This is a genomic window from Sporosarcina sp. FSL K6-5500, assembly GCF_038005665.1.
In the GTDB taxonomy this organism is placed as follows: Bacteria; Bacillota; Bacilli; order Bacillales_A; family Planococcaceae; genus Sporosarcina; species Sporosarcina psychrophila.
Window position 1 is genome coordinate 2,832,508 of the sequence record NZ_JBBOTP010000001.1, and the last position, 16,046, is coordinate 2,848,553.

The following is a 16,046-nucleotide window of genomic DNA, read 5'->3' on the forward strand; positions in this document are numbered from 1 at the left end:
TATCTTATAAAGTAAGTGTATACCATATATAGGGAGTTTATGAGCGCCTATAAATTGGTGAATGGTGCTCATTGCCTCTACTAATTTTTTGTTGATAATTTAAACGATTCTACTGTCACCTTTATAACTGATACCATGATAGAGATGAAATACAACTAAAAAAGAGGTAATAAATATGATCAAAACGTTACGATTCTGGATAACGCTTCTCGTATCATTCTCGATGATGTGCATTCTCGGTATCACGTTATTTTCTGGATATTTTGTTACAAAAGAAAACTTGATAAATAATACCTTGGAAATCAACAAAGTCTATTCAATGAAATTGGGACAGTTAACGGAAGAGGTATTTAACGGAATGCAAAGTAATCTAAAAGTTAAAGCTTCTGAAATGGTTGCTGATATTGACGACACTGAAAAATTGACAGAAAAGCTTGCAGATTTATTAAATAGCAGTAAAAACTTTAATTCCCTTTCCGTTGTTGGCAGGGAAGGAGTGGTACTAGCCACTTCGCCTGATGTGGGCATTGTCGGTGAAAAACTGGAAACCAGCGGTCCTAGGGAAGCACTATACAGAAGAACACCCCTTATCTCGGAGCCTTATATGGCGGCAACAGGCAGGCTGCTTATTCTCGTATCAACCCCTTTGTGGAATGAAAAAAATGAATACCTTGGATTTTTGAGCGGCACGATTTATTTGCAAGAAGATAATATTATTCATGACATTCTTGATGAACACTTTGCAACGGACGGATCTTATGTGTGGGTAGTCGATAATAGGAAAATGCTGGTTTACCATCCGAATCCTGAACGAATTGGTGAGGATATCAGTAAAAATGAAGTTACACAAAAAGTACTGAGACATAAAAATGGATCACAAAAAGTTACAAACTCAGAAGGAAAGGAGTTTCTTGCCGGGTACACATACATTAAGTCGAGTAAGTGGGGAGTTGTTTCCCAAACACCTTACGTTGCAAGCCTTGAACCTTTGAAGGGGATAGTCTATAAAATGTTACTGTACGCCCTTCCTTTTATCATATTCTTTTTCTTGTTAACCATTGTTCTATCCGAGAGGCTATCATTTCCGTTGCGCAAATTGGCGACGTTTTCTGCAAATCTAAAAGAAAATGGGGGACAAAGCGAAAGTGCTGATATTCCAACATGGTATTTTGAGGCTAAGCAGTTGAATGAAACAATTCACGAATACGCAAACAGTCAGCAACAGAGGGTTGCGGATTATAAGGAACGCTCCTACACAGACCCTCTTACCGGATTAAAGAATCGTAGGTACGGAGACAAAGTCACTGCAAGATGGACTATGGACAATCGACCATTTTCTATGATTATGATTGATATCGACCATTTTAAAGCCGTCAATGATCGATATGGTCATCAAGTCGGAGACGAAGTGCTTAAGTTTTTATCTGGAAAAATGAGTGAAATTATTCGGGGCGACGATGTCTGTATTAGATTGGGTGGAGAAGAGTTTGTAATCCTGCTGGCTGAAACGGATGTCCAGGAAGCAATGGATATCGCTGAAAGACTTCGTATAAATGTCTCGTCCACTATATGTCCGACAAATAATAATGTAACAATTTCACTAGGTGTCGGTAGTTATCATAGTAATCGGGAGACAATCCTAGAACTATTCAGCAGGGTGGATAAAGCATTATATCAAGCAAAAGTGGATGGAAGGAATAGAGTTGTACTATCTGAAAATTAAATAGCCTAGATTTTCCCCATGAAATCACAAAAGGAAAGACCTCGCTACTTTAAACGAGGTCTTTCCTTTTATTCACAAACAAGAACTTGTCTGTGAAAATGTCCTTTTTTCGCAACACAGCGATCCGTAATGACGAATCCGACCTCTTCAACCATGTGATCGATTGTTTCAATCGTCACGACAATCACTTTCTTCGTAAACCGTCGTGCTTCCTTCAATATTTCAAGCTGCTCTTCAGGCGTAATATGTGTAAAAAGATTATAAGGCATGTCGATAATCGCAACATCATAGTCGTCAACGACTTCTGCAATAGGACCGATTTCTACAGTGCCTTCTAGCTCAAAGTGAGCAATGTTCTTTCTTGATCCCAAAACGACACGCGGGTTAATATCTCGTCCGACGATATTAATGCCCATCGACAATGCTTCAACCAGCACTGTACCAATGCCGCAACATGGATCGATGGCTCGTACACCCTTTGGATGCGGAATCGCAATATTGGCCACTGCTCTTGCGACACGTGTACTTAATGCTGTAGAGTACATATGCGGTTTTTTCTGATGAAGGAACCAGACCGACTCACTTTCAACATGCTTCCCGAAATACCACTTACCATCTAATAAAACAATGCCAAACGTATTTGCAGGTGGGTTCACTAAGTCGGGAGTACCATTGACACGTAGTCCAATTTCACGCTCGATTTTCCTACGCTCCGGATGCCCAATCTTTTTCGTCGTATCGAGATCTGTTGTATTCAAACTGACGACTCTAAATGTAGAGCCACCTAAATCGTATTTTTCAACTTGCCGGGAGATTTCATCAAGATTATCGCCTTCATACATGATATCCAGTCTTTCTTTCATAAATGCGCTGCGACTTGGATCGATTTCAATCGAACTTCTCAACACAGTAGAAGTGACATCAAAGCCGAAAAATGATCTCATTTCTAACATGCACAAATCATGCTCATCTGTGTGTTGCGTATATGTGTAAATAAAACCTAAATCATTCAATTAATTCCCATCCTTCATTGCGCTTCATCAACGGCTTCAACCATTTTGAATATAAAGTCATACATCAGTTGATAAACCTCAACAAAAGATAAATTTTCACTAAAACCTTCAATATAATTAAGTGCAAAATTCACATCCCATAACCCGTCTTCATTGGAAAACATCACACTATATTTAGCACCATCTCCATGTAAATGCTTGTCAAGATATGCCTTCATGTCATTCCCGAATTTCTTTTGTAATTTTAGTCCGAATAGGGCTGTATAAGTTTCGAAGACATCATCAAGTTCTAGAACGACAGCGTCGACTCTGATTACTTCAAAAGCATTTGATTCTACGTAAACGAATTCATTCATATGATTTTTTAAGTAGGAAATGCTGTCATTTAGAAAGTTCTGATCTTCCTCCCGTATCAGATTTTCCGTCTCTTTCACACACCGCTCTATGGCACTGAATTTAAACGCTTTCTCTACAATTGTTACATCACCGGCAATCAATTGATGTTTGGCGACATATTCTTTATCCACATTAAAGAACTCGATTTTATTATCCAGCGTATTTTCAGCAATATACTTTTCCATCTGTTTTTTTAACATTTCAGATCAGCTCCTTGACTAGAGAGGAATTGAATTATACTCTGTTCCTCTTACCTACTAGTATAGCCTACATTGTTTCATTAGGCTTTTAATTTGTAACACGTACTTCCTTCAACTATTTTTAAAAAAGTGGTCGAAGAAGATGGGGTTTATTTATATTGACAAATTGTCAACACAATTATACAATTCTTCATAGCGTCTAATTCTCGGTTAGTTTCATGGAAAGGAGAATTGATAATGGCTAATGACGTAATCAATTCGCCTCTTGGTTTGTTACTAAGGGAATTATTAAAAGAGCGTTCATTGTCAATGCGAAAACTAAGTGAACTTAGCAAAATCGATACAGCTACCATTTCACGAGTGATAAACGGTAAAAGAAAAGCGAACCTGCAACATTTAGAGCGATTTGCTGACTGTTTAGAAGTGCCTTTGGTCGATCTTGTTGAAGCAGCTGGTTACCCTATTGAACAGAAGCAGGAAGATTTTTTGTTGAAGAACCGTACATCTGCTGAAAGTATTCAGGAGGTTTTTGCATCTTCAGACGTGGCAAATCAAAATGTAACTGAAGCCGTCATCGAACAGAAGTTAGCAAAGTACCAACAATATGTACAAACAGTAGAAGGAAAAAACGATATTCTTACTGGATTCGGAAAGAAGCTGGAAAGTGTGGGTAGCATCGGGCCACTTATTTGTCAGATGAAGGACTTATTCAAGAAGTTTCGTCTGGGGAAGGGTACACGGAGTGAACTTGCGATAATTGGAAGTGCATTATTATATTTTATCATTCCTTTAGACGCTATCCCTGACTATCTATTTGCCATTGGTTATTTAGATGATGCGATTGCAGTACAACTTGCTTCAAATTCATTAGGAAGAACTAACATAGAATAAAGCGATAGGTGGATTTTTGAATGAAAAGAAGCGAGCGAAGAAATAAGAAACGTAAAGGACTAAGAAATTTCTTTATTGTAACTACATTGATTTTGTTAGCGGGAATCATATACGGAGTAGTTCAATACTATAGCGGGTTATCTATAGCAAACGAAGGATCACTTAAAGATGACAGCGCGTCATTTGATGAATTTGAAGGTGCAGATCCACAATTTGGTGAAATTAATGTTCTGTTATTAGGTAGTGACTCGCGGGGAAATGAAGATGCACGAGCCGATACGTTAATGATTGCTCATTATAATCAAACGACTCATCAGATGAAACTCGTTTCTATTATGAGAGACACGTATGTGGATATCCCTGATCACGGGTATCATAAAATCAATTCTGCCTTTTCACTTGGAGGTCCGGAACTTGTAAGGCAAACAATTAAGCAAAATTTTGATATTGATATTCATTCCTATGCAATTGTTGACTTTACTGGATTTTCGAAAATCGTAGACGTTGTAGCTCCTAATGGGATAGAAGTTGATATTCCTTATGCCATGTCTCATGGAATTGGAATGACATTACAGCCTGGAAACCAAGTTTTAAATGGCGAACAGTTACTTGGCTATGTGCGTTTCCGCCACGATAAAAATAATGATTATGGGCGGGTGGAACGGCAGCAGGAAGCGTTGTCGAAATTAAAGGATGAAGCTGTGAGCATCCACAGTTTACTAAACTTGCCTAAGTTACTCGGCGTTGTGGAGCCTTACGTTAATACAAATGTGGATAATCGAACGATCCTTACGATCGGTAAAGGTTTACTTCTCGGCAAGACTGATAAAATAGAGACGCTACGTATTCCTGTTGAACACTCTTTTGAAGAGAAGCGTGTAGCGGCAGGGGAAGTTCTAAGTATTGATTTCGAACAAAACAAAGAGGCATTACAACAGTTTTTATCGACAGAGGACGAAGTGGTAGATACTGAATTAGTCGAAGAGCAACCTGAAAACTAAGTAATGAACAAAAAACGACGTACATGTCAGCTGACATGTACGTCGTTTTTATTATTCGTCGTCTTTATACCAAGGGTTTAAGTGAATTAAAACTTCATCTACATCTTCATTACTAGCCATGATGGTATCCTTGATTTTTCGTGAAGCATCATGCCCTTCTTGGATAGTCATTTCACCTGGTACACCTACACGCAGGTCTACAAGAATATAATGTCCATGTTCCCGAGCGCGCAAACGGTCAATCCGTTTCACTTCAGGGATAGTCATGATTAAGGCTGCGAATCCATCCAGTCTGTGCCGGCTTATGTTTTTCTCCATCAAGACATCCATTGCTTCTTTTCCGATATCATAAGCAAGTTTGAGCACTAAAAACGACACAATGATACCGGCAACCGGATCACCATAAGAGAGGAAGTGAATGTTGTACAGATCACCAACAAGTGCAAGACCAATTCCGACAACAGCTGCTAGTGAGGCGTAAACGTCTGCCAAGTGGTCATAGGCGGTCGCAATCAACCCTTTACTATTAGTCAATTTACCAATCCGGATTGTATAGACATACAAGGCGTGTTTCCATATAAGTGAAATAAATGCAGTTAGTAATGCTATTAAACTAGCCTTTGCTGGTTCCTCAAAAAGTGCAGAAATCGCTTCATACGCAATGTAAATTGCGGCTAGCCCTAAAATCAGTGCGACAATAGCAGAACTGATGACTTCCGCTTTTCCATGACCATAAGGATGGTCATCATCCGCGGGACGTTTGGATATCCGCATCGAGGTCAGGGCAGCACCGCTGGCAATCACGTCGCCTGCATTATGGAAACCGTCAGCTAGAAGGACCGGACTTTGAAAGAGGAAGCCCACAACAAGTTTAATCCCTGTTAGGAGGATATTGCTTATTAAACTAATCCAAACCGCAATTATTGAAGCGCTTGAATGACTATGCTTATTCATCAATGATGACCTCCTATTGATATGTTTCCCGAGGGAAACAAAAAACCTTGACAGGCTCCTGTCAAGGTTTTTGGGTATTCGTATAATCGTTTAAGTTGAATGCATTCATAGCTATCACTCGCTAAATTAAGACGTTTTCCAATTGTAACACTGACAGATTCGGACAGCAAGGAAAAGAGCTAGCACTTCATCAATTCTTTACCCTAAGTCTTGAACAAATGAATATCTATTTAAACAGTGCAAAGGCGCCTTACCAATCCAATGAAATTCTTTATTTCAACATATTATAAAAGAGGAAATTATGCTGTATACTACCCACAATTAGAATAAATTATCATGATTTAGGAGATAGTGAAACTAACAGTATCCAAAAAGGAAGGTGATTTTGATGAGCTTTTTGCAAGGAGGGGAGGATAGTCAGTATAAAGGAACATCCAATTCTACATCCGCTCAGAACGACAAAGTGCTCATTACGATTGCCGCGATTAAGAACGAGTTAACTGGAATAAATGATGCCGTAATTAAAGACATTCAAACATCCGATGAGCTTGTGACAATCATTTACTTTAGCTCACTTATCGAAAAACTCACTTTGCACAGAACTGTTATCTTTCCATTGTTAGATCAAAAGGAAGACTTGCTAAAATCGGCTTATGTGCCAGAGAAAGTCAATCTTCCTAGTGTTTTATCTTCAATCGCTGAAGGAAATACTGTTATTTACTTTCATTCAAAAGATCTGTTCGCAATTGTGAATACTTATAGCCCACCAACTAGTACAATCTCTAATTCAGATACTGAATCAACGGTCAGTGGTCCGCGGGATTCATTTACGCAATCTCTGCAAACAAACCTATCCCTCATTAAAAGACGGATACATAATACTGGATTAAAAAATCGCGACTTTAGGATAGGGACGGAAACAAATACTAAAATTTCCGTTATATATATCGAAAAAATTGTAGAAGAGAACAATTTGACTAAGGTAATTAATAAAATTGATGCGATTAACTATAGACATTTTGAAGATATCTCCATTTTAGCCCAGTTGATGGAAGACCATCAATTCTCTCCATTCCCTCAATACCATATAACCGAGAGACCTGATTTGATAACTAGCTCTTTAATTGACGGAAGAGTCGTTATTATGATGGACAACAGTAATGGCGCAATGATCTGTCCGAGCTCTTTTCTTGGCTTTTTCATGTCTCCGGAAGATTATTATAATCGTTGGACCACTGCCACATTACTTCGTTGTATCCGTTTTTTCGGTTTCTTCTTAACGATAATGCTAACTCCTTTTTACATTTCAGCCTTATCTCACCATCCTGAAATGTTACCTTACGAAGTGTTGAAAAGTATATATGAATCCAGAAGTAGGGTTCCTTTCCCACCAGTCATTGAAGTTCTTTTCATGGAACTGGTTATTGAAGTACTAAGGGAAGCAGGGTCCCGGATGCCGACCAAAATCGGGCAAACAATTGGTATTGTCGGCGGTATCGTTATTGGCACAGCGGCTGTTGAAGCGGGTCTGGTCAGTAATATATTGATTGTATTAGTAGCCATTTCAGCACTACTTTCATTTTTACGTCCAAGTTTTAAAATGAGTAATGCAAGTCGCTTTGTTCGATATATATTTATCTTATCAGCGGGATTCTTCGGTTTATACGGACAAATGATAGCATTTGCATGGCTTATTTTTCATTTAGTAAATTTAACATCTTTAGGAACTCCTTTTATGTCACCTGTTATCCCTAGAAAGTGGACAGACCTTCTGGACAGCATTGTTTTGGCGCCATCCTCCTTCCTGAAACATAAAAAGGGTGTCGCAAGTGCGGAAAGTAAAAAAGTACTCCCTAAAGACGGAAAGGAATAGGTCATGGATCAAAACGAAACAAAGGTATTGAACGGATATCATGTCGTCTTTCTTGTCCATCTTGTGATGAGCGGCAACATTTTATTAACTTTGCCGAATTTACTAAGCCCGGTCGGCTTTAGTCAGTGGTGGTTTCCACTCCTGTTCGGAGTTTTCGCAAACCTGTTACTTATTCCGATGATTTGGATTGCCCTGAAATATAATCAACATAGTTTATTCGAGATTCACGAGTTATTGTTTGGCAAATGGCTTGGGAAATGTCTGAATGGAATTTTGATTGTATATGCAGCGTTGACATTGTCGTCTGTTATTGAAGGTTATTTAGACCTAATTCAAATTATTGCGTTGCCAGACCGGACAATAATCGGGCCTTTGATCATATTCATGATTTTGCTCGTTTACATTGTCAGCAGCGGCATAAAATCAATCGCACGATTTTGTATCATTAGTTTTTTTCTAGTGATTTGGATTCTCTTTTTTTTGAAATGGGCAATTGGCGAAGGGGATATTAAACATGTTCTTCCTCTTTTTAACTTTACTAAACAGGAGTTTTTCACAGCAACAAAAAATGGATTTATAGCAATGACCGGTTTTGAAATAATTCTTTTTTATTTTCCATATATTATCCAACAGAAAAAAGCGTTTAAACAAGCTTCATTGGGCATATGGATCACAGTATTAGTATATCTACTGACAGTTTTTGCAAGTGTTATGTATTATTCCGAATGGCAACTTGAAAATGTGATGTATCCAGTTTTATATTTGCTTAACGCAGTTACTCTTCCTTTTCTTGAGCGAGTTGATGTTTTAGCTATATCACTGTGGGTTTTTCTAATCCTCACAACCGCGGCTGCGTTCTTATGGGTTGCAAAAAAAGGGTTGGATTCAATACGGGCAAAAGAAAAATGGAGTCATTTATACATGATAGCTGTTATTGTGTTTGGCATAGTTAGCATTCCATTTCCAGCTGAATATCAAAAGATGGTTTATGAACGCGTTTATTATATTAACTATGGATTTATGATTTGGCCAATCTTCTTGTGCATGATCCATTTACTGAAAATAAAAAAAGAGGTTGTAAAATGAAACGGTTTATATTCTTCATAACCCTAATTTGTTTGCTGTGTACAGGTGGTTGTTCACAAAAAAAACCTTCAAATTCCGTTGAGGATTTATCGATGATTAGCAGTATTGCATTCGATTATATCAGTGAAGATGAAGTAAGGATGACGGTGTCTATTCCACAGTCGACAGGTGAATCACAGGAAATTACACAAAACTTTTCAGTAAATACATCCTTAATCCAGGAGGGGTTCACGGAGGTCTCTTCGCAGGCGGGTAAAATGATCTCATTAAACCAGCTGCGAACAATTTTATTTAGCGAAGAGTATGCTAAGAAAAGTGATGTAATAGTGATTGCTAAACATTTCTACCGTGATGCGACCGTTGGGAATAATATACGTCTTGCGATTGTGAAAGATAAAGCAGAAGATATATTGAAAGGAAATCTTCCTAACATTCCAAGTATAAATATGTATTTATATGATTTGTTACAACCCAAAATGCATACATCATTTAGTCCTTTTACAACACTGCATGACTTTATTAATTCAGAAACGAGTACAGTATCTCATGCGTCAATGCCTTATTTAGAAAAAAAAGAGGAATCGATTAAAATTGAAAGCGTTGCTTTGTTTGATGGTGGAAAAATGATTGAAACAATATCACGTAAACAATCTTCAATGGTCCAGGCAATGAAAGGGTTGGACAAACTCGCTCCACTTGAGATTAGACTTGACAAGGGTTTGGACAAAGAAGAACTGCATATTGAATTGATAGAAAATAAAGTGGCTATTAAAAGTAATAAAAACTTGAACTCTCCACAATTGTCTATTCGAATCAAATTGCAGGGATCCCTTGTTGAATATAAGGGAAATAAAGATTTGATCAGAGATGGAGATTTTGCGGAATTGCAGGACGATATTAGTAAACACGTTGAAGAGGAAGTAAAAGATCTCCTAGAAAAACTACGGAAATTAGAAGTTGACCCCGTCGGATTTAGTGATTATTTCAGGATGTATTACAAAGGGAAATGGGATCAAAAGTTAACCGGAAAAATAATTTCCTCGGTAGAATACAAAGTAAGTGTAAATTTCGACCTTCTTAATACAGGTATTATAAAATAGATAATGAAGCAAGCGTAACGATTTGTTGCGCTTGTTTCATCTTGATAGTAGAACAAATAGTTCTATTAAACTCAGCTCATTAATACTTCTTGCTAATTGATTAATTATGAAATATAATTCATATTTATACATATTAGTGAATGGAAGAGGGGATTTTAATGGAACACATGGGTATTGTATCTTTAATCCCTCCAATAATTGCAGTTATATTGGCGATTGTAACGAAAAATGTCGTCATATCGTTATTTTCGGGCGTATATATAGGTGTTCTAATTCTGGTTGGAGGTCGCCCGATTGAAGCGACAATGGAGACAATCGGAAATTATTTGTTTCCACAAGTGGCAGATGGCTATAACGCTGCAGTTTTGGTTTTACTGTTTTTCATAGGAGGATTTGTTGCACTTATGGAGAAGTCGGGTGGTGGTGCGGCTCTTGCAGAAAAAGCAACGAAGTTTATTAATACACGTGTGAGAGCGCAACTCGGTGCTTGGTTTGGCGGTGTTCTCATCTTTTTCTCCGATATTGGAACGCCTCTAATCGTAGGTCCCGTGTTTGAGAAGATTTTTGATAAAGCGAAAATCTCTAGAGAGAAGCTCGCTTGGATTATTGACTCAACATCATCTCCAGTGGCGGTATTAATCCCGTTCATCGGATGGGGTGTTTATATCATGGGACTCATTAAAAATGAATTTGATTTGTTGAACATTACGACCTCTGAATTCAGTACGTTAGTACAGGTCATTCCATTTCAATTTTATGCAATTTTAGCAGTTATGATGGTGCCGCTTATGGCGATAACAAAACTGGATTTCGGTCCTATGTCGAAAGCGGAAAGAAGGGTACAGCAGACTGGTGCTCTTTATTGGCCAACGTCAACACCTCTTCGAAAGGCGGAGCAAGGTGAGGACATGACCAAGGGAAGTCATGCAAGTTTAATCCTGCTTCCTTTATTAGTATTATTCATAACTTTATTCGGGCTATTAGTTTCATTCGGATTCCCTTTGAAACCAGTACCTGGGAATGATTTCAGGATTGCTTTATCGACGGCATACTTATTCGCAGCAATAGCGATTGTCATTTTAATGCTTATCTATAAAGTTAAAAAGTTTAACGAAATTTTCTCCATCTATACAACGGGTATGCAAAAAATGGTGTATGTTGCCGTTACGCTTGTCTTAGCGTGGTCGCTAGGTAAAGTGATAAATGAGATGGGTACAGCAAGTTTTATTGTTGAAGCAATGCAAGGAAATGTTCCTGCGTTCATCATCCCAGCAATTCTTTTCGTTGTCGGTGCCGGAATGGCTCTCGCGTCAGGGACATCTTGGGGAACATTCGCAATCATGCTACCTATTGCTATACCGATGGCTGTCACACTCGATGCACATCTGTTAGTCTGTATTGGAGCAGTTCTTTCGGGTGGGATTTTCGGCGATCATTGTTCGCCGATTTCAGACACGACGATTTTATCCTCTACAGGCGCAGGGGCAGATCATATTGATCACGTGAAAACACAATTCCCGTATGCACTTTTGAATGCGTCGATTGCATTTGTCGGTTTTATCGTTGCTGGTATTACAGGAAGTGCAGGTACATTGCTTTTGACAGTCATTCTTCTTATTTTAGCAGTACTTGTATTATCGAGACTGAATGCAAGAAAATACAAAAAAGGAGTGAGAGTATAAATGAAACTTTGGGGCGGACGTTTTACAAGTCGTGCGGATGAAATAATGGAGCAATTTAATACATCATTACCTGTTGATCATAGGTTGTATAAAGAGGATATTGCAGGAAGCTTAGCACATGTTACGATGCTGGTGCACTGTGATTTATTGACGCCAGAAGAAGGTGAACTGCTAGTGGGTGGGCTCGAATCCATTTTGCAAGATATCGAAACGGGGGCGATTAAAGTTGAAGGCAATTACGAGGATATCCATTCATTCGTAGAAATGCATTTGACGGAACGTATTGGAGAAACAGGAAAGAAACTACATACAGCCCGTAGCCGTAATGATCAAGTCGCTGTAGACATGCGCTTGTATGCAAAAGGCAAAGCGGCGCAAGTGATGGACAGTCTGCAAATGCTTATCGATTCACTGAATACTAAAGGGGCAGCAAACAACGTAATTATGCCTGGTTATACACATTTACAGCGTGCGCAAGTCGTTACGTTTAGCCACCATTTAGGGGCTTATGCACAAATGTTCCAAAGGGATAAAAAGCGTGTAAGCAATGCGATTGAAATTTTGGATGAAAACCCATTAGGCTGCGGAGCGCTTGCTGGTACAACGCATAATATCGACCGCGACGTAACGACAGCGTTATTAGGTTTTGCGAAACCTGTGGATAATTTCCTGGATGGCGTTAGTGATCGCGATTATTTACTTGAATTAATGTCGGATTTCTCAATTGTTATGATGCACTTGAGTCGTTTGAGCGAAGAACTTATTTTATGGAGTAGCCAAGAATTTAAATTCATTGATATGGCAGATGCCTATTCAACGGGAAGTAGCATTATGCCGCAGAAGAAAAATCCTGATGCTGCAGAATTAATTCGCGGGAAAACGGGACGTGTCTATGGTTCCTTGTTTTCATTGTTGACGACTTTGAAAGGATTGCCTCTTACTTATAATAAAGACATGCAGGAAGATAAAGAACAATTTTTCGACGCACTGGATACGGTAATGGACTGCCTTGAAATTATGTCGCAAATGATTGATACACTACACGTCAATGCGGATAATATGAAAGCAGCGATTAAAGCAGGCTTCCTCAACGCGACAGAAGTTGCCGATTATTTAGTAGGCAAAGGAACAGCATTCCGCGATGCACACGAAATCGTTGGCAGATTGATTATTTATTGTGAGCAACAGAAGAAAGCAATCGAGGATTTGACGGTCGAAGAGTTGGCTGAGTTTAGCGAGCAAATTACGGATGATATATATGATTACATTGATTATGAAAATATTATTACAAAAGGGAATAAGCACTTGATGAAGCAAGTGGGGAAATAAAGGATGGGACTGTCTGAAAAAGGACAGTCCTTTTTATTTTATGTTGTGGCATGTAAGTGGGGGGTTATGCTCGGTGTGCGGAGGGATATGATCGGTTAGGGAGAAGTGTGCTCGGTTGGCGGAATATATGCTTGGTTGGCGGGATATATGATTGGTAAGTGGGATATATGCTTGGTTAGCGGGGGATATGATCGGTAAGTGGGTTATATGCTTGGTAAGTGGGTTATATGCTTGGTAAGGGGGAAATAGGATTGGTAAGTGGGATATATGATCGGTTAGCGGGTTATATGCTTGGTAAGTGGGATATATGCTTGGTAAGTGGGTTATATGCTTGGTAAGTGGGATATATGATCGGTAAGTGGGTTATATGCTTGGTAAGTGGGATATATGATCGGTAAGTGGGATATATGATCGGTAAGTGGGTTATATGATTGGTAAGTGGGATATATGCTTGGTAAGTGGGTTATAAGCTTGGTAAGTGGGATATATGCTTGGTAAGTGTGGGATATGATTGGTAAGTGGGATATATGCTTGGTAAGGGGGAAATATGATTGGTAAGCGGGATATATGATCGGTTAGGGGGAAATATGCTCGGGTGGCGGATTATATGATTGGTAAGTGGCTTATATGATTGGTAAGCGGGTTATATGATCGGTTAGGGCGATATATGCTTGGTCCCCAGAGATATATGTTAACACTCCTCATATCGAAACAAAAAAATAGCTTGAAAGGACAATTTATCCTTTCAAGCTATTTTCTTAACCCATAATATTATAGCCAGCATCTACATAAATGATTTCACCAGTTACGCCGCGGGACAGATTGCTCAACGTAACAAGTGTCATGTCCGCTACTTCTTCTTGTGTGACGTTGCGTCTTAATGGAGCGTTTTCTTCAATTTGAGTCAAAATCGTATTGAAGGAAGCTATGCCTTTTGCAGACAGTGTGCGAATCGCACCAGCTGAGATTGCGTTGACACGGATATTTTCTTTCCCCAAGTCAAACGCCAAGTACTTCACAGATGCTTCAAGCGCTGCTTTAGCAACACCCATCACATTATAGCCATCAAGCACACGTTGCGCGCCTAAATAACTCATTGTTACGATCGAACCACCGTCTGTCATGTATGGACGTGCTTCTCTAGCAGTCGCAATGAGTGAATAAGAACTCGTATCCTGCGCAAATGCGTATCCGCTTCTCGTAGTCTCAACAAAGTCGTTTTTCAGATCTTCTGCATGCGCAAATGCAAGTGAATGGACAACTCCGTGAATTGTACCGACTTCAGCGCCAATTTTCCCAAATGCTTCATGGATACTTTCATCTTCATTTACATCACATTGCACAATCAGTTTTGCTTCAAAACCGGCTGCACTTAATAGTTTTTCAAGTTTAGCAAGTGAACGCTCTTTTCTATATGTGAAAATAACATTTGCACCGACTGCAAAAAGTGTTTTTGCGACGCCCCAAGCAATGCTTCGTTCATTTGCCACGCCCATTACAACAATGTTCTTACCTTTAATTTTAAGTAAATCGTCCATAGTAACCTCCTGAGTAGGTAATAAAATCTTATATACCTATTATTAGTACCAGATGCTAAAAGAATTATAGCACATTTGTTCAGAAGTTGTGAATAGCCATTACATAAAAATGAAAACGTATTCAAAGATACATAATTCAAACATAAATAAAAATACAGTTGACTTTATAATTATGCATACATATAATAAGAATAACTTATAAACAGGGGTGATTGTAATGAAAGTAGGAATCATTGGCGCATCAGGGTACGGTGGACTTGAGCTCATCCGGCTACTGCATAACCACCCAAAAGTCGAACAAATTGAATTATTCACTTCATCTGAAGAAGGTGTAGTTTTTTCACATAAGTATTCACATCTTATGAATATAGTCAATCAGCCACTTCAAAAAATAGAGCTAGACAGGTTAGCGGAATTCGATGTCGTATTCTCAAGTGCTCCAGCTGGTGTTGCCAGCAAACTTCTTCCTCCGTTAATCGGAAAAGGACCGAAGCTTATCGATTTGTCGGGAGATTTCCGTTTAAAAGATCTGTCTCAATATGAGCAGTGGTATAAAAAAGAACCAGCACCGGCGTCAGCTGTTGAGAAGAGCGTATACGGATTGACTGAATGGAATTATGAGGCAATCCGGCAAGCGCAGTTAATTGCCAATCCGGGTTGTTACCCAACAGCGGTTCTGTTGTCGCTATTGCCATTATTGAAAGAAAATGCAATCGATGCAAGCCAGTTAATTATCGATGCAAAAAGCGGCGTATCCGGTGCTGGCAATCAGCCTAGTCAGATGACACATTTCAGCGAAACAAATGAAAATACAGCCATCTATAAATTAAATCAGCATCAGCATATTCCAGAAATTGAGCAGGCGTTGGCATTCTTTGCAAAAGAAATTCCACCTATCACATTTAGTACACATCTTGTTCCTATGACAAGAGGAATTCTGGCGACGAGTTATGCACCAGTTGTGGAGGGGGTAACAGAAGCTCACCTCATTGATTGTCTGAAAGAAGCATATGCTAATCATCCATTTGTTCGTGTTATGCAAGAAAAAGATAAGTTTGGAACCAATCAAGTATACGGCTCAAACTATTGTGATCTCCTTGTGAAAGTGGACCCGCGGACGAATCGGGCAACAATCGTTTCTGTCATCGACAACTTAGTCAAAGGGGCAGCAGGGCAAGCCATTCAAAACATGAACGTTCAATTCGGTCTCGAGGAAATAACCGGCCTGTCACTTGTCCCGGCATTCATCTAACTTAGGGG

General features: G+C 39.1%; 13 protein-coding genes. 9 read left to right on the forward strand and 4 right to left on the reverse strand.

Annotated features, from left to right (window positions below):
• The first annotated feature begins 175 nt into the window (after positions 1–175).
• Entirely contained in the window at positions 176–1,723 is a 1,548-nt protein-coding gene (locus MKX62_RS13635) for a sensor domain-containing diguanylate cyclase (RefSeq protein WP_340741636.1), read from the forward strand.
• A gap of 68 nt (positions 1,724–1,791) precedes the next feature.
• On the opposite strand, the gene MKX62_RS13640 is transcribed toward MKX62_RS13635, so the two are convergent.
• Together MKX62_RS13640 and MKX62_RS13645 are read right to left on the reverse strand one after the other, a co-directional pair.
• Entirely contained in the window at positions 1,792–2,736 is a 945-nt protein-coding gene (locus MKX62_RS13640; protein WP_340741637.1) for a TRM11 family SAM-dependent methyltransferase, read from the reverse strand.
• Positions 2,737–2,750: 14 nt separating this feature from the next.
• A complete protein-coding gene (locus tag MKX62_RS13645; protein ID WP_340741638.1) occupies positions 2,751–3,332 on the reverse strand; it encodes a branched-chain amino acid aminotransferase in 582 nt (193 codons plus the stop codon).
• Between the two features lie 237 nt (positions 3,333–3,569).
• On the opposite strand from MKX62_RS13645, the gene MKX62_RS13650 reads away from it, so the two are divergent.
• Positions 3,570–4,223 carry a DUF1232 domain-containing protein gene (locus MKX62_RS13650; RefSeq protein WP_340741639.1) on the forward strand — a complete coding sequence of 218 codons (654 nt, stop codon included), beginning with the start codon at positions 3,570–3,572 and terminating at the stop codon, positions 4,221–4,223.
• Positions 4,224–4,243: 20 nt separating this feature from the next.
• Positions 4,244–5,224, forward strand: a complete 981-nt coding sequence (locus MKX62_RS13655) for an LCP family protein (RefSeq protein ID WP_340741640.1) — start codon at positions 4,244–4,246, stop codon at positions 5,222–5,224.
• Between the two features lie 51 nt (positions 5,225–5,275).
• Here MKX62_RS13655 and MKX62_RS13660 read toward each other — a convergent pair whose 3' ends face one another.
• Positions 5,276–6,178, reverse strand: coding sequence for a cation diffusion facilitator family transporter (locus tag MKX62_RS13660; RefSeq protein ID WP_187046984.1), 903 nt, complete (start codon positions 6,176–6,178; stop codon positions 5,276–5,278).
• Between the two features lie 388 nt (positions 6,179–6,566).
• Here MKX62_RS13660 and MKX62_RS13665 point away from each other — a divergent pair, with 388 nt between their 5' ends.
• The 5 genes from MKX62_RS13665 to argH all read left to right on the forward strand — a co-directional run bounded on the left by MKX62_RS13665 (position 6,567) and on the right by argH (position 13,248).
• Positions 6,567–8,051 (forward strand): spore germination protein, encoded by a 1,485-nt coding sequence (locus tag MKX62_RS13665; protein WP_340741641.1) that lies wholly within the window; start codon positions 6,567–6,569, stop codon positions 8,049–8,051.
• A gap of 3 nt (positions 8,052–8,054) precedes the next feature.
• Positions 8,055–9,137, forward strand: coding sequence for a GerAB/ArcD/ProY family transporter (locus MKX62_RS13670; RefSeq protein ID WP_340741642.1), 1,083 nt, complete (start codon positions 8,055–8,057; stop codon positions 9,135–9,137).
• On the forward strand, positions 9,134–10,237 hold the full coding sequence (locus MKX62_RS13675) for a Ger(x)C family spore germination protein (protein ID WP_340741643.1): 1,104 nt from the start codon (positions 9,134–9,136) through the stop codon (positions 10,235–10,237). The genes MKX62_RS13670 and MKX62_RS13675 overlap by 4 nt, the downstream gene beginning before the upstream one ends.
• Before the next feature lie 158 nt (positions 10,238–10,395).
• Positions 10,396–11,919, forward strand: coding sequence for a Na+/H+ antiporter NhaC family protein (locus tag MKX62_RS13680; protein ID WP_340741644.1), 1,524 nt, complete (start codon positions 10,396–10,398; stop codon positions 11,917–11,919).
• On the forward strand, positions 11,920–13,248 hold the full coding sequence (gene argH / locus MKX62_RS13685; protein ID WP_340741645.1) for an argininosuccinate lyase: 1,329 nt from the start codon (positions 11,920–11,922) through the stop codon (positions 13,246–13,248). It abuts the gene before it with no gap.
• 758 nt (positions 13,249–14,006) lie between these two features.
• Here the strand turns inward: argH and MKX62_RS13690 are convergent.
• Positions 14,007–14,786 carry an enoyl-ACP reductase FabI gene (locus MKX62_RS13690; protein WP_187046989.1) on the reverse strand — a complete coding sequence of 260 codons (780 nt, stop codon included), beginning with the start codon at positions 14,784–14,786 and terminating at the stop codon, positions 14,007–14,009.
• 217 nt (positions 14,787–15,003) lie between these two features.
• On the opposite strand from MKX62_RS13690, the gene argC reads away from it, so the two are divergent.
• A complete protein-coding gene (gene argC / locus MKX62_RS13695) occupies positions 15,004–16,038 on the forward strand; it encodes an N-acetyl-gamma-glutamyl-phosphate reductase (protein WP_340741646.1) in 1,035 nt (344 codons plus the stop codon).
• The last annotated feature ends 8 nt before the right edge of the window (positions 16,039–16,046 follow it).

Excerpts from the sequence above, each read along its gene's own strand:
- MKX62_RS13635 (WP_340741636.1), top strand. The coding sequence starts at position 176 with ATGATCAAAACGTTACGATTCTGGATAACGCTTCTCGTATCATTCTCG.
- MKX62_RS13665 (WP_340741641.1), top strand. The coding sequence starts at position 6,567 with ATGAGCTTTTTGCAAGGAGGGGAGGATAGTCAGTATAAAGGAACATCC.
- MKX62_RS13645 (WP_340741638.1), bottom strand. The coding sequence starts at position 3,332 with ATGTTAAAAAAACAGATGGAAAAGTATATTGCTGAAAATACGCTGGAT.
- MKX62_RS13675 (WP_340741643.1), top strand. The coding sequence starts at position 9,134 with ATGAAACGGTTTATATTCTTCATAACCCTAATTTGTTTGCTGTGTACA.
- argH (WP_340741645.1), top strand. The coding sequence starts at position 11,920 with ATGAAACTTTGGGGCGGACGTTTTACAAGTCGTGCGGATGAAATAATG.
- MKX62_RS13655 (WP_340741640.1), top strand. The coding sequence starts at position 4,244 with ATGAAAAGAAGCGAGCGAAGAAATAAGAAACGTAAAGGACTAAGAAAT.
- MKX62_RS13680 (WP_340741644.1), top strand. The coding sequence starts at position 10,396 with ATGGAACACATGGGTATTGTATCTTTAATCCCTCCAATAATTGCAGTT.
- MKX62_RS13690 (WP_187046989.1), bottom strand. The coding sequence starts at position 14,786 with ATGGACGATTTACTTAAAATTAAAGGTAAGAACATTGTTGTAATGGGC.
- MKX62_RS13660 (WP_187046984.1), bottom strand. The coding sequence starts at position 6,178 with ATGAATAAGCATAGTCATTCAAGCGCTTCAATAATTGCGGTTTGGATT.
- MKX62_RS13650 (WP_340741639.1), top strand. The coding sequence starts at position 3,570 with ATGGCTAATGACGTAATCAATTCGCCTCTTGGTTTGTTACTAAGGGAA.
- MKX62_RS13670 (WP_340741642.1), top strand. The coding sequence starts at position 8,055 with ATGGATCAAAACGAAACAAAGGTATTGAACGGATATCATGTCGTCTTT.
- argC (WP_340741646.1), top strand. The coding sequence starts at position 15,004 with ATGAAAGTAGGAATCATTGGCGCATCAGGGTACGGTGGACTTGAGCTC.